Source organism: Glaciecola punicea, assembly GCF_001756615.1.
Classification (GTDB): domain Bacteria; phylum Pseudomonadota; class Gammaproteobacteria; order Enterobacterales; family Alteromonadaceae; genus Glaciecola; species Glaciecola punicea.
In genome coordinates this window covers 84,037-98,125 of the sequence record NZ_LZXY01000005.1, presented here as the reverse complement: position 1 = coordinate 98,125, position 14,089 = coordinate 84,037, and the positions used below count along the sequence as shown (strand labels likewise).

The following is a 14,089-nucleotide window of genomic DNA, read 5'->3' as shown; positions in this document are numbered from 1 at the left end:
GCTATACTTGTGTGATAACTACGTATTGCCTAAAGCTACATACAGCTATGTCGTTTTATCGGCTAACACCGTCTAATCTACCATTGAGCTTATACTCGTAAATTATGCAAAAAATCAATCATCATTTATCAAAACCTGCTGGTGAAACTAAAGTAATTGTCGGCATGTCTGGCGGGGTCGACTCGTCGGTATCTGCCTTATTATTGCAGCAGCAAGGCTTCATAGTAGAAGGTTTGTTTATGAAAAATTGGGAAGAAGATGACAATGAAGAATACTGCGCCGCCGCCCAAGACTTAGCCGATGCACAGGCAGTAGCCGACAAGCTTGGCATTTATTTACATACCATTAATTTTGCGGCTGAATATTGGGACCGCGTGTTTGAATATTTTTTAGAAGAATATAAAGCAGGCAGAACCCCCAATCCCGATATAATGTGTAATAAAGAAATTAAATTCAAAGCCTTTTTAGAATTTGCCGCTGAAGATTTAGGCGCTGACTATATTGCTACCGGCCACTATACCCAGCGCAGACTTGTAGACGACAAATGGCAAATGGTACGCGGCGCTGACGACAATAAAGACCAAAGCTATTTTCTATACACATTAAGCCACGAACATATTGCCAAAACCTTATTTCCTATTGGACACTTACCTAAACCAGAAGTAAGAGAAATAGCCAAAAAACACGACTTACTGACCCACAATAAAAAAGACAGCACCGGCATATGTTTTATAGGTGAGCGTAAATTCAACGACTTTTTGTCACAGTATTTACCCGCAACCCCCGGCCTTATTGAAACCATCGACGGTGAAGAGATTGGTAAGCACAACGGCCTCATGTATCACACGCTAGGCCAGCGTAAAGGGCTACTGATTGGGGGCAAAAAAGAGCACGGTGAAGAGCCATGGTACGTAGTTGAAAAAGATATTTCCCGCAATGTGCTTATTGTGGCGCAAGGCAGTGATCATGAAAGCTTATATTCAAATGGCCTGATTGCCACACAACTGCACTTTGTAGAACAAGTGCAGCCTAGCAAAGCCATGCACATAACGGTAAAAACTAGGTATCGGCAAAGCGATATTCCCTGCGAGTATATTCCAAATGGCGATGGCACCGCGAAGGTCATGTTTGCGACACCACAAAAGGCGGTTACGCCAGGTCAGTCTGCTGTATTTTATAAAAACGATGTGTGTTTAGGAGGCGGCATTATTGATGGCTACTTCAAAACAGATGACAAAAACCAAGAACAACTAAAGCGCGCCTAATCCTATATGACTACACAATTTGAAGAGCAACAATTAGCCCTTGCGGGAGTTTGCCAAAGCGCGAGTTTAGTGCAAAGCATTGCGCGTAAAGGCGAAGCCGACAAGAGCGCGGTAGAAGCCAGTTTGTCGAGTATTTTAGTTACTTCTCCTGACAATACCCAGCAAGTATTTGGCGCATTGCCAAATTTACGATTAGGCTTTACCACGCTGGTAAAACAAATAGACTCTAATAATAAACTCAAAGACGCAGAACTAACTCGCTATATTGCCTCTATTTTGAGTTTAGAACGTAAACTGAGCCGTCAGACAAAGGCCATGGATGACCTGAGCCAGAGAGTATCTCATGTGCAACGTCAGCTTGATCATGTCGATTTTGAAAATTATCAAATCATCACCAATTTAGCCTCTATTTACACCGATGTCGTAAGCTCGCTTGCGCCTAAAATTCAAATAGCGGGTAATCCTCAATATTTAAGCGTTGAGAATAATCAAAAAAAGATAAGAGCCCTTCTGTTAGCCGGCGTGAGAGCGGCTGTACTGTGGCGTCAGTTAGGTGGAAAGCGCCGACATATTTTATTAAATAGAAAAGCGCTTTTAGAAAGTGCACAAAGCGCAGTTAGAGCAATGTAGTCAGCGATATAAGCAACAATACAGCTGTTTTCGCAGCGTAATGGTCGGCATTTTATTTAGGCATATTCACACCAGTTTCATCACAGCAACATTTACATAAATAGGTAATAAAATGGATTTATCTGCACTTTCAGCACTTTCCCCCGTTGACGGCCGATACGGCAGTAAAAGCCAAGCATTGAGACCCTACTTCAGTGAATTTGGCCTCATTAAACACAGAGTGACAGTAGAAGTTCGCTGGCTACAAGCACTTTCTAAGTGCGGCGCCATTAGCGAAGTACCAGCTTTCTCACAAAGCGCAAATGCCTTACTAAATGATATTGTGGATAATTTTTCACCACACCATGCACAGCGAATAAAAGATATTGAAAGTACCACTAATCACGACGTCAAAGCCGTTGAGTATTTTTTAAAAGAGCAAGTAAGTAGCCTTGCAGAACTGAATGCTATCAACGAGTTTATTCACTTTGCATGTACCTCGGAAGATATTAATAACTTGTCACATGCGCTTATGCTGAAAAGCGGCTTAGCTGATGTGGTGCTGCCCTATTGCCTTGAACTGATAAACGCGCTAAAAACCTTAGCAAAGGAATATCGCAGCATTCCCATGATGGCCAGAACCCACGGACAACCCGCCTCTCCCACCACGATGGGCAAAGAAATGGCGAACGTTGCAGTGCGCCTAGAACGTCAATATGCACAAATAAAAGCAGTACCTATGTTAGGCAAGCTAAATGGCGCCGTAGGAAATTACAATGCGCATTTAAGCGCCTATCCAGATATCGACTGGCATGAATTAAGCGCAGAGTTTGTAAGGTCATTAGGCTTGACTCATAACCCATTTACCACCCAAATTGAACCGCATGATTACATTGCCGAGCTATACGACGCATTTGCAAGGTTCAACACCATACTCATTGATTTTGACCGCGATATATGGGGTTATATTGCCTTAGGTCACTTCAAACAGCGCACCATTGCAGGCGAAATTGGTTCGTCCACTATGCCGCATAAAGTGAACCCCATCGATTTTGAAAACTCTGAAGGCAACTTGGGTTTAGCCAATGCCATATTTGCTCACCTTGCGGCCAAGTTGCCCATTAGCAGGTGGCAACGTGACTTAACCGACTCAACGGTACTGCGCAACTTAGGCGTAGGGTTTGGCTATGCGATTATCGCGTATCAATCCACCTTAAAAGGCATTAGCAAGTTAAAAGTGAACGAGGCTAGTTTAGCCGCAGAGCTTGATAACAACTGGGAGCTTTTAGCAGAACCTATTCAAACCGTAATGCGCCGCTACGGGATAGAAAAACCTTATGAGAAGCTAAAAGAGCTTACCCGGGGTAAAAAAGTAGACGCCAACGCAATGGCGCATTTTATTGACCAATTAGATCTGCCCGAGGAGGCTAAGCAGTCAATGAAAAAAATGACTCCAGCAAACTACATTGGCGATGCAGTAAGACTTGTAGATGAACTACTCGCGCAAGATAACCAGCAGCAAGGGTAAACTGTCAGTTTGATGAGTTGCTTAACAGTGGCTACATATGCCAAGCGATACTAGACTCACCAAGCACAGCGCAAAACCTAGCAAAACAGCCCCGCTGACTTGGCAAGCTATCTATGGCTTATTCAGCAAATACGATAACGCAATAGAGTTTTATTATGGCCCAGTAGACAAACAAGATTTGAAGGGTTTGGGCGTGCAGAATGTTTACCCTTTGAAGGTCCAAGATACATTGGTCAAACAAGGTATCCTGGGCTCAAACGGCTATTTACAAGCCTAGAATGCTAGCTAGTTTTATCGATTATGCTGTTAAATATGCCGCTAGGGCGCATTATTTTGCTACACAGTTCAGGGTCAACTAAGAAGTATCCGCCTACATCTACAGACTTACCCTGCACGTCATTTAACTCTTGCATTATAATATGTTCATTATCGCTTAATTGCGTATGCAATAGTTTGAAATGTGCAGCTAGGTCGGCGTCTTCAACTTGCTTCGCTAATTCGTCTGCCCAGAACAAACTTAGGTAAAAATGACTGCCTCGGTTGTCAATTTCACCCACTTTGCGCGACGGTGATTTATCATTATCCAGTAAGCGTTCAGTGGCAGTATCGAGTGTCTGCGCTAAAATTTTAGCTTTTGTATTGTTATGCTTTTGACCCAAGTCTTTGATAGAAACGGCCAGTGCTAAAAATTCACCCAGTGAATCCCAACGCAAATGATTCTCTTCTAGCAACTGCTGCACATGCTTAGGGGCTGAACCACCGGCACCTGTTTCAAACAAGCCGCCGCCTTTCATTAGCGGCACTACCGAGAGCATTTTTGCACTGGTGCCTAACTCTAAAATGGGGAATAGGTCGGTTAAATAATCACGTAAAATATTGCCCGTTGCCGAAATAGTGTCAAGGCCTCGCGCCACCCGCTCAAGTGTATAGCGCATTGCCCGAACTTGGGACATAATTTGAATATCAAGCCCGCTTGTGTCGTGATCCTTAAGATAGCTTCTTACTTTTTTGATTAGCTCATTTTCATGCGGTCTATACGGGTCAAGCCAAAATACAACCGGAGTTTTCGCGTCGCGCGCACGGTTTACTGCCAGCTTCACCCAGTCCTGAATAGGCAGGTCTTTGGTTTGGCAAATACGCCAAATATCGCCTTTTTCAACGCGCTGCTCTAACAGTACTTCACCGCTTTTCACGTCAACAACACGGGCAATACCGGCATCAGACGATTCAAATGTTTTGTCGTGTGAACCGTATTCTTCGGCTTTTTGAGCCATTAAACCAACGTTAGGGACAGTGCCCATGGTCATTGGGTCAAAATTACCATGCCACTTACAAAAATTTATCATTTCTTGATAAATACGCGCAAAAGTAGATTCAGGCATTACCGCTTTACAGTCATAATTCTTACCATCGGCGCCCCACATTTTACCGCCTGAGCGGATCATTGCAGGCATAGAGGCATCAACAATAACATCGCTTGGTGAATGGAAGTTAGTAATACCTTTGGCAGAATCGACCATGGCTAGGCGCGGCCGATTTTCTTGGCAAGCGTGCAGGTCACGCTCAATTTCTTCACGTTTACTCGCCGGCAAATCAGCTATTTTTTCATACAAACTGGCCATGCCGTTATTCACGTTAATACCTAGTTCGTCAAAAAATGCGCCGTGTTTTTCAAATGCATCTTTATAATAGATTTTAACCGCGTGGCCGAACACAATTGGGTGAGACACTTTCATCATAGTCGCTTTAACATGCAGCGAAAACAAAACACCTGACTCTCGGCAGTCTTCCATTTCTTCTTCGTAAAAATCACAGAGTGCCTTTTTACTCATGAACATTAAATCAATAACTTCTTTGTCTTGCAAAAAAAGCTCAGATTTTAATACGGTGGTATTGCCATTGTCCCCAAGTAGTTCCATGCGAACGGTGCGTGCTTGGTCTAGCGTGATAGATTGTTCACCGTCGTAGAAATCGCCTTTATGCATGTGTGAAACATGAGTACGCGACCATTGCTTCCATTCGCCCATAGAATGTGGGTGCTTACGCGCAAAGTTTTTCACCGCGTTTGGTGCACGACGATCAGAATTACCTTCGCGCAACACGGGGTTTACCGAACTGCCTAAGCTTTTACCGTAACGATTGCGCAGTGCTTTTTCTTCATCCGTTTTAGGATCGTCAGGAAAGTTAGGAATAGCAAAGCCTTTTTGCTGTAGCTCTTTTATACAGGCTTTTAGCTGCCCAACAGAAGCACTGATATTGGGTAGTTTAATAATATTGGTGGAGGACTCTTGGGTTAGTCGCCCAAGTTCGGCTAGGTTATCAGGCACTTGTTGGTCTTGACTCAAGTATTCAGGAAATTCTGCAAGCACGCGGGCTGCCACTGATATATCGCTAAGCGCTACTTCTATATCCGCCGCAGCGGTAAACTTGCGAATAATCGGTAATAGCGAGGCGGTCGCTAACAATGGCGCTTCATCGGTATGAGTATAAATAATTTTTTGTTTATTATCTGACATATGAAGTGGTTCCTTGTTTGAGTAAAAGCATAAATAAATGCTGTAAAAAAATCAGCATCTAACTCTAGTTCAGTTGTTACTGTGGTGTGTACGCATCATGCATAGTGATATTTGAGAGGCGTATATTGGCAAGCGCATAAGCAAATATGTAAATTACTGCATTCACCTAGAATAGTCTAATATCATATAAGTACGCAATAGCTTTGGCTATACGACTTAAGTAGCTTAGCATCCCCGGGCTCGCCGTGAGGCTTGTTCATACTTGCCAATAAATAAACACAAATCTTTAATATTGAAACTAATCTCTTATGCAATAAAGTAGATAATAAATTTTCCTAAAATCTGAAGAAGTGCTTAAACGGCCTAGTTTTATTTAAAAGATATTTCTATTGTCATTGCGGACTGTAAAAACGCTGTGTTTTCGTATAAAATATCGCCCCACTTTACGCGCTTCATATTGTGTCATTGCGCGACAAGTAATACAGACAGCCCTATTTATCGCGATAATATGTCGCGAATAAGTGTGAACAGCAAAATGAACGCTAATATTCAATCAACTACAGGACTTTTAATGACTACTGAACCATCCAAAATCATATATACCATTACCGACGAAGCGCCCGCTTTAGCAACACAGTCGCTGTTGCCCATCATAAAAGCATTTACCGCTTCATCCGAGATTGGTATTGAGACACGCGACATTTCATTAGCGGGTCGTATCATTGCGAGTTTCCCTAGTTATTTGAAAGAAGAACAGCGCATAGGCGACGATTTAGCCGAGCTTGGCGAACTTGCCAAAACGCCGCAGGCGAACATCATTAAATTACCCAACATTAGTGCCTCGGTGCCACAGCTTCAAGCCGCTATAAAAGAGCTTCAGGCCAAGGGCTATGCTTTACCTGATTTTCCAGAAAAAGCCAACACCGACGAAGAAAAAGCAATACAGGCAAGCTATGCGAAAGTACTTGGCTCTGCGGTAAACCCTGTTTTGCGCGAAGGTAACTCAGATCGGCGTGCGCCAAGCTCAGTAAAGCAATATGCTCGCACTAACCCGCATTCAATGGGCGCCTGGTCTACAGACTCTAAATCACATGTATCACATATGGACAGCGGCGACTTTTACGGCAGCGAACTTTCCACCACCATAGGTGACGCGCAAGATGTGCGCATTGAATTTATTGATGCAAACAACCTAGTCTCTGTGTTAAGAGAAAAAGTGTCATTAATCGACAAAGAAATCATTGATGCCTCGTTAATGAGCAGCGCAGCGCTAAACAGCTTTTTTGAAAGAGAAATCAATTTAGCCAAAGAACAGGACGTTTTGCTCTCTCTTCATATGAAAGCCACCATGATGAAAGTGTCTGACCCGGTTATATTCGGTCAAGCAGTTGAAGTATTCTATAAAGATGTATTTGCTAAACACGCCAGCACATTTGCCGAACTTGGGGTAGATGTAAGAAACGGCTTGGGTGATGTTTATGCAAAAATTGCGAAACTGCCTGCCGACAAAAAAGCTGAAATTGAAGCCGACATTCAAGCGGTATACGCAACACGTCCCGACATGGCCATGGTTGATTCTGATCGCGGCATTACTAACCTGCACGTGCCAAGCGACGTTATTATTGACGCCTCTATGCCTGCGGCTATAAGAGCTTCGGGGCAAATGTGGGGGCCTGACGGTCATCAAAAAGACACCAAATTTATGATCCCCGATCGTAACTACGCCGGCGTATTTTCCTCGGTTATTGAGTTTTGTAAGAAGAATGGCGCGTTTGATCCCACCACAATGGGCACCGTCCCTAACGTTGGCCTGATGGCGCAAAAAGCAGAAGAATACGGCTCACACGACAAAACCTTCATAATGTCTGCGCCTGGAACCATGCGCGTAATTAACAGTGCAGGTGTCACATTATTGCAGCACACTGTTGAACAAGGCGATATATGGAGAATGTGTCAAGCTAAAGATGCGCCTATTCAAGACTGGGTTAAATTAGCCGTAACACGCGCTCGCGCTTCAGACACCCCTGCCGTCTTTTGGCTAGATGAAAACCGTGCTCACGATGCACAAATGATTAAAAAGGTGAATACCTACTTAAAAGACCACGACACTGAAGGCTTAGATATTCAAATAATGGCCCCCGTAGAAGCCACTGAGTATACGCTCGCTCGCTGCGCTAAAGGTGAAGATACTATTTCGGTGACCGGTAACGTATTGCGTGACTACCTAACCGACCTCTTCCCAATTTTAGAGTTAGGCACCAGTGCAAAAATGCTCTCAATTGTACCGCTTATGAACGGCGGTGGTTTGTTTGAAACCGGCGCAGGCGGTTCTGCGCCTAAACACGTTCAGCAGTTTGAAAAAGAAAATCACTTACGTTGGGATTCTTTGGGTGAATTTTTAGCCCTTGCTGCTTCCCTTGAGCATTTAAGTGTTAGCACCGGTAATCCAAAAGCTAAAGTATTGGCTGACACGCTTGATGAAGCCACCGCAATGTTTTTGCAAGAGAACAAGTCACCTTCACGGCGCGTAAACGAGCTTGATAACAGAGGCTCTCACTTTTACCTCGGCCTTTACTGGGCTCAAGCACTTGCTAAGCAAAGCGTCGACGCTCAGCTGCAGATGCAATTTGCGTCAGTTGCAAAAGCTATGCAAGAAAATGAGTCGCTTATTGTAAACGAGCTCAACAGCGCGCAAGGAAAGACAATGGATGTTAACGGCTACTACTTTGCCGACGACGCCCTAGCAGCACAAGCAATGCGCCCAAGCGCAACGCTAAATGCGTTACTAAGCAAGATTTAATCTGCGTTTGTTCAAACCTTAATATGGTAGCTCGTTTACAAAAAGCTAAGTGAGAAATTACTTAGCTTTTTTTATTGCCCATTAGTTTGGGTTATGGAAACCGTTTCATTGTCTGATAAAGTGAATGCTATAAATACAATGATGACTTTTAGTAAATGAAACTATCACTAAGATTAATGCACAAAAGCTTAGCTATTGTGCTTAGCTTTAATCTATATGCAAGTCGTCAAACGACTTCACTAAATCATCCACCGCTTTGATTTGTGTCAAATATGCGCTTAATTGGCTAAGCGGCAACGCGCACGGTCCGTCACATTTCGCATTGTCGGGGTCGGGGTGTGACTCAATAAACAGACCGGCAATGCCCAAGGCCATGCCGCTTTTAGCTAGCTGCGCGGCCTGCTGGCGTCTGCCGCCTGCGGAGTCGCTCCTTTTGCCGGGCATTTGCAGTGCGTGTGTGGCATCGAAAATGACTGGCGCCATCGGTTTCATAAGGTCCATTCCCAACATGTCTACCACTAGGTTATTGTAGCCATAACAGCTGCCGCGTTCGCACAGTATGATATTTTGATTACCGGCTTCATCGAATTTATTGATAATGTGCGCCATTTCGTGGGGCGCTAAGAACTGGGGTTTTTTTACATTGATAACAGCGCCTGTTTTGGCCATGGCTACGACTAAGTCGGTTTGGCGCGCTAGAAAAGCCGGAAGCTGAATAACATCAACTACCTCAGCTACCGGCGCCGCTTGAGCAGGCTCGTGCACATCAGTAATGATGGGCACGTCGAATTCTTTTTTAATACGCTCAAATATTCGCATGCCCTCTTCCATTCCGGGGCCTCGGTAGGCATTAACCGACGAACGGTTTGCTTTGTCAAACGAGGCTTTAAACACGTAAGGAATACCCAGCTTGGTAGTGACTTCTTTGTAGGTTTCGGCGATTTTCATAGCAAGATCTTCTGACTCAAGCACATTCATGCCGCCAAAAAGCACAAATGGCTTATTGTTAGCCACCGTTAAATTGCCTACCTTTACTTGTTCAATTGGACGCATAACGCTCCCTTTTCATATAGAAATGTTGGTAGCCTGATCATGAAAACTCGTGTCTTGAACACGCACTCATGAACAAGCGATAGACTTATACAATCGCGCGCAGCGTATCACCTAACAACGGCAAATATGTGCTTACATTTTCACTGATGCCTTTCACTTTTATGTGATCGGCAAAGCCTAAGCGTGCAGTGACCACTAGCCAAAATACTGCACTAATAGCGCCGGCAACACGCCACATATTGTTTTTCGCCCACTTCAGCGCCAAGGTAATAGATAGCACATAAAATACAAAGCCAGCTAGTTTTGAAGATGCCCAGCCGTTAACAAAGGGATAGAGTTCTAAGGGATTTGTGTAGCTTAGGTAAATGAAGGTAAGCACAAACAAGGTATACAAAATATGCGGGCTAATTTTCAAAAATTTATTTCTGACGAGTTCAGAGTTTTTCATGGTTAACACCAAGTTAATCAAAAAAAATACGAAGGTCAGCACTATAATAGTCAGGTGCAGGTGTTTTATTATTGTATACATAGTTAGTTCTCTTTTTTATTTAAAAAATTGTGGCGCTTGGTTATTTTGGCTGCTTGTCGTATTTAGATGATAAACCGTCGATATTACTCGTTACTTGCAATTGTCCCTATTTATTTACGCTTGTGGGTCATTTACATACTAAGATGTCGTTATGATCGATTTACCCAGCGTAATTCGCTGAATTTGGTTAATATCTGCCACCGACCTTATATCAACAAAACCTGCATGTTTAAGTAATGACTGCACATTTTTGTATTGCCCTGCGCCATGCTCAATCAATAAATAACCGTCCTCATTTAAGTATGGCTTGGCTTGGCGAATAATGTGCCTAATATCGTCTAGACCGTCTTTGCCAGAAACTAAGGCGCTTAAGGGCTCAAAACGCAAATCACCTTGCGCAACACAGTTGCTATCTTCTTCCACATAGGGGGGGTTCGTCACAATAATGTCAAAGGTTTTGCGTCCTTCGTGAGTATCAAGCGCACTAAACCAATCGCTTTGCAAAAAAACAGCCTGCACATTATTCAACAAAGCGTTTTCGCGGGCAAGTTCAACGGCCTGCGCTACTTTATCGATACCAAGTACTTGCCACTGCTTTCGCTCTTTCGCTAGTGCAAGCGCAATTGCGCCCGTGCCTGTGCCTAAATCGAGCGCACAAGCACTGTAAGGAAGTGGCAAAGACAGCGCCGTTTCAACTAAGATTTCAGTGTCTTGACGCGGAATTAAGGTGCATTTTGATACCTTTAAAGTGAGTGACCAAAATTCTTGTGTACCCAAAATAAACGCAATGGGGGTGCCACAGAGTCTTTGATTTACCACCTTTACATAAAGCGCTATTTGCTCCTTACTCAAATGCTGAGTAGCCGCTTGGTTGCCATATGTTATCTGCCATGTGTGGTTTTCCTTCGTGGCAAAAGTAAACAATAACCTAGCCTCAAGCGGTGGCGCTTGAAACATTAGATCATGTTGCGCTTGAATAAGATGTTTTGCCCAATCCAGCAAACCTGAAATGCTAATCTCATCTATATTTTCGCATTTATGCATGGTTTAGCACGCTCCATGAATAGTACGTGCAGTGGCCTTTAATTCAGCATTGAATCCGACTTTCAATCCAAATTGCCCTTCACGATCACTGCGCGCAACAAGGTATTAATCACTCGCTAGCGCTGCTAATAAATCGGCCTGATGCTCTTGTCTAATAGGGCCTAACAGTGCCCCTAAGTCACCGGCTATTACGTCATCTAGCTTATACAAGGTAAGGTTGATACGATGATCAGAAACACGCCCTTGGGGGAAGTTATAAGTACGAATACGCTCTGAACGATCGCCACTGCCAACGAGTGACTTGCGAGTACTGGCTTCTTCAGCGTCACGCTTTTCTTTTTCGATATTGTTAAGTCTTGCTTGCAATACCGACATTGCTCTAGCGCGGTTTTTATGCTGTGAACGCTCATCTTGACACTCTACCACCACACCCGAAGGGATGTGCGTAAGACGTATGGCCGAGTCGGTTTTGTTAACGTGCTGCCCACCCGCACCCGAGGCGCGATAAGTATCTACTCGTAAATCGGAAGGGTTAATTTCAATGGCTTGAGATTCAGGCACTACCGGCAATACGGCAACGGTACAAGCCGAGGTGTGAATGCGGCCCTGAGATTCTGTGTCAGGAACCCGCTGCACGCGATGTCCGCCAGACTCGAATTTTAATATACCGTAGGGGCCGTTGCCGCTAATTTGCGCGATTATTTCTTTATATCCGCCGTGATCGCCTTCACTCGCACTCATCACTTCTAAGCGCCAGCCTTGCGTTTCAGCGTAGCGAGAATACATTCTGAACATGTCACCGGCAAAAATTGCCGCTTCGTCGCCGCCCGCGCCAGCTCTTATTTCTAAAAAGCAGTCGTTGTCGTCGTCAGGATCGCGTGGCAACAGTAGTATTTGTAAATCTGTTTCTATTTGCTCGCTGTTCTTCTTTGCGTTTTTAAGCTCTTCCTGCGCCATTTCGCGCATTTCCGCATCTTCTTCTTGGATCATTTCAAGCGCAGAGGCTATATCACGTTGTGCGCCTTGAAATTCGCCAAACTGCTTAACTACTTCTTCTAACTGTGAGTATTCTTTTGACAATCCTCTAAATTTATCTTGGTTGCCGATGATACTTGGATCGCCCAAGAGTGCTTGAACCTCTTCAAAGCGTTCAACCAACGATTCTAATTTTTGTATTACCGAGTCTTTCATGTATTTCCTTAGTGCGGCTAGCTCTCTTAGTAAAAGCACCGCCATGTGAATGTAGTAACACTGTTACAAAAAACAGTGTGTGTTCACGCAATCTTCATTTCATCAGCTACGCCTACTTATTATCTCGGCCAAATATATCTTCAAGCAAATCTAGCGCGCCTGTTTTAGGATCAACAATGGCTTTTTGCATCGCTTTTGTAGGACTATGCATCATTGCTTGAGATAGCTTATAGCTGAATTCTTGTAATATTTTTTCGGGCGCTTCACCTTGCGCAAGTTTTGCCAGCGCTTTTTCTGCTAGTGCTTGGCGGGTAGCTTCGGATTTATCTCTATAGGTTTTTATTAAATCAATTTTTTTGTGCTGTTTTATCCAAAGCAGCAGTTCTAACACACTGTTTTGAATAATTTCATTGGCTTGACTGGCCGCTTGCTCGCGGTTCGCTACATTTTGCTGCACAATATGCTGTAAATCGTCAACCGTGTATAAGTATACATCATCTATCTCGCTTACCTGCTCTTCAATATCGCGCGGCACGGCTAAATCGATCATTAGCATGGGTTTGTATTTGCGTTCTTTTAGTGCGCTAGTCACTGCGCCTTGGCCTAGTATTGGTAAAGGACTAGCAGTAGAACTGATCACAATGTCAGCTTTTGCTAGGCGGCCTGGGATCTCACTAATGGTAATGGCTTCGGACTCAGTTTGTAAGGCGTCGGCCAGTGCTTGCGCGTTGGCTAGCGTGCGATTTGCAACGGTTATCTTTTTTAAGTCAAACTGGGCTAAGTGTTTGGCCACAAGCTCTATAGTTTCCCCCGCGCCTATTAGCATGACATGACTATTGGATAAGTCTGAAAATATTTGTTTCGCAAGCTGCACTGCTGCGTAGGCTACAGACACAGCGTTCGCCCCAATGTCGGTCTGGGTGCGGACTTTTTTGGCTACGGCAAAGGTATTTTGGAAAATTTTTTCAAAGTGACCGTTCACTGTGCCAACGTGTTTTGCTTCCGAAAACGCTTGTTTTACCTGCCCCAGTATTTGCGGCTCACCCAAAATAAGAGAGTCTAAGCCACAGGCTACCTGCATCAGGTGTCTTATGGCTGGCGCATTTTCGTAAGTGTACAAGTATTGCCCTAATTCACTTAAGTCTAACTGATGAATTTCGGCTAACCACGTCGACAAATCCGCAGGGCTTATTTGCTCACTATTGGCAAATATCTCGGTTCTATTGCAAGTCGATAAGATAACCAGCTCAGCATTTTTTTTTCGCTGTGCATAATCTTTTAGCGCACCTGCAAGTGTCGTGGGCGTAAATGCCACCTTTTCACGTATGTTAACAGGCGCGGTTTGGTGATTTATGCCAATGGCGATAAAACTCATGTATTATGATTTCTAGTAAGGTTATTCATTGACAGCGCATTGTAGTCAAAAGTGGCTTAGATTTAAAGAAATACAAATTAAGGTTAGAAAAAAACATGATATTGCCGTATGTTTAAGCGTAGATTAGTATCAACTTGAGTGTTCAAAAACGAATTAACATGAAGTTTCATACATGTCTT

The 14,089-nt window shown here is 43.9% G+C and carries 11 protein-coding genes; 5 read left to right on the top strand and 6 right to left on the bottom strand.

What is annotated here, in order from left to right; genetic code table 11:
* Window positions 1-104: 104 nt before the first annotated feature.
* The 4 genes from mnmA (at window position 105) to BAE46_RS08085 (ending at window position 3,679) form a co-directional block, all read left to right on the top strand.
* Complete coding sequence (gene mnmA, locus BAE46_RS08100) at window positions 105-1,265, top strand: tRNA 2-thiouridine(34) synthase MnmA (RefSeq protein WP_006003258.1); 1,161 nt, start codon at window positions 105-107, stop codon at window positions 1,263-1,265.
* 6 nt (window positions 1,266-1,271) lie between these two features.
* Window positions 1,272-1,895: a high frequency lysogenization protein HflD gene (gene hflD / locus BAE46_RS08095; protein ID WP_006003257.1), complete on the top strand. Its 624-nt coding sequence runs from the start codon at window positions 1,272-1,274 to the stop codon at window positions 1,893-1,895.
* A gap of 112 nt (window positions 1,896-2,007) precedes the next feature.
* Entirely contained in the window at window positions 2,008-3,402 is a 1,395-nt protein-coding gene (gene purB, locus BAE46_RS08090) for an adenylosuccinate lyase (protein WP_006003254.1), read from the top strand.
* Window positions 3,403-3,439: 37 nt separating this feature from the next.
* Window positions 3,440-3,679, top strand: a complete 240-nt coding sequence (locus BAE46_RS08085; RefSeq protein WP_006003252.1) for a hypothetical protein — start codon at window positions 3,440-3,442, stop codon at window positions 3,677-3,679.
* Window positions 3,680-3,683: 4 nt separating this feature from the next.
* On the opposite strand, the gene BAE46_RS08080 is transcribed toward BAE46_RS08085, so the two are convergent.
* Window positions 3,684-5,918: an NADP-dependent isocitrate dehydrogenase gene (locus BAE46_RS08080; protein ID WP_006003250.1), complete on the bottom strand. Its 2,235-nt coding sequence runs from the start codon at window positions 5,916-5,918 to the stop codon at window positions 3,684-3,686.
* A 571-nt stretch (window positions 5,919-6,489) separates the two neighbouring features.
* On the opposite strand from BAE46_RS08080, the gene BAE46_RS08075 reads away from it, so the two are divergent.
* Window positions 6,490-8,718 (top strand): NADP-dependent isocitrate dehydrogenase, encoded by a 2,229-nt coding sequence (locus tag BAE46_RS08075; protein ID WP_040520096.1) that lies wholly within the window; start codon window positions 6,490-6,492, stop codon window positions 8,716-8,718.
* Between the two features lie 207 nt (window positions 8,719-8,925).
* Here the strand turns inward: BAE46_RS08075 and kdsA are convergent, their stop codons facing one another.
* The 5 genes from kdsA to hemA all read right to left on the bottom strand — a co-directional run bounded on the left by kdsA (window position 8,926) and on the right by hemA (window position 13,910).
* Complete coding sequence (kdsA, locus tag BAE46_RS08070) at window positions 8,926-9,771, bottom strand: 3-deoxy-8-phosphooctulonate synthase (protein ID WP_006003248.1); 846 nt, start codon at window positions 9,769-9,771, stop codon at window positions 8,926-8,928.
* Between the two features lie 85 nt (window positions 9,772-9,856).
* Window positions 9,857-10,300: a SirB2 family protein gene (locus BAE46_RS08065; protein ID WP_070112322.1), complete on the bottom strand. Its 444-nt coding sequence runs from the start codon at window positions 10,298-10,300 to the stop codon at window positions 9,857-9,859.
* A gap of 138 nt (window positions 10,301-10,438) precedes the next feature.
* Complete coding sequence (gene prmC, locus BAE46_RS08060; RefSeq protein ID WP_070112320.1) at window positions 10,439-11,344, bottom strand: peptide chain release factor N(5)-glutamine methyltransferase; 906 nt, start codon at window positions 11,342-11,344, stop codon at window positions 10,439-10,441.
* Window positions 11,345-11,449: 105 nt separating this feature from the next.
* Window positions 11,450-12,535, bottom strand: coding sequence for a peptide chain release factor 1 (gene prfA / locus BAE46_RS08055; protein ID WP_006003245.1), 1,086 nt, complete (start codon window positions 12,533-12,535; stop codon window positions 11,450-11,452).
* Window positions 12,536-12,647: 112 nt separating this feature from the next.
* A complete protein-coding gene (hemA, locus tag BAE46_RS08050; RefSeq protein ID WP_070112318.1) occupies window positions 12,648-13,910 on the bottom strand; it encodes a glutamyl-tRNA reductase in 1,263 nt (420 codons plus the stop codon).
* Between the last annotated feature and the right edge of the window lie 179 nt (window positions 13,911-14,089).

Bases quoted from the DNA above. Each gene is read 5' to 3' on its own strand.
- BAE46_RS08065 (WP_070112322.1), bottom strand. From the start codon at position 10,300: ATGTATACAATAATAAAACACCTGCACCTGACTATTATAGTGCTGACC.
- BAE46_RS08075 (WP_040520096.1), top strand. From the start codon at position 6,490: ATGACTACTGAACCATCCAAAATCATATATACCATTACCGACGAAGCG.
- prmC (WP_070112320.1), bottom strand. From the start codon at position 11,344: ATGCATAAATGCGAAAATATAGATGAGATTAGCATTTCAGGTTTGCTG.
- mnmA (WP_006003258.1), top strand. From the start codon at position 105: ATGCAAAAAATCAATCATCATTTATCAAAACCTGCTGGTGAAACTAAA.
- prfA (WP_006003245.1), bottom strand. From the start codon at position 12,535: ATGAAAGACTCGGTAATACAAAAATTAGAATCGTTGGTTGAACGCTTT.
- BAE46_RS08085 (WP_006003252.1), top strand. From the start codon at position 3,440: ATGCCAAGCGATACTAGACTCACCAAGCACAGCGCAAAACCTAGCAAA.
- hflD (WP_006003257.1), top strand. From the start codon at position 1,272: ATGACTACACAATTTGAAGAGCAACAATTAGCCCTTGCGGGAGTTTGC.
- kdsA (WP_006003248.1), bottom strand. From the start codon at position 9,771: ATGCGTCCAATTGAACAAGTAAAGGTAGGCAATTTAACGGTGGCTAAC.
- hemA (WP_070112318.1), bottom strand. From the start codon at position 13,910: ATGAGTTTTATCGCCATTGGCATAAATCACCAAACCGCGCCTGTTAAC.
- BAE46_RS08080 (WP_006003250.1), bottom strand. From the start codon at position 5,918: ATGTCAGATAATAAACAAAAAATTATTTATACTCATACCGATGAAGCG.
- purB (WP_006003254.1), top strand. From the start codon at position 2,008: ATGGATTTATCTGCACTTTCAGCACTTTCCCCCGTTGACGGCCGATAC.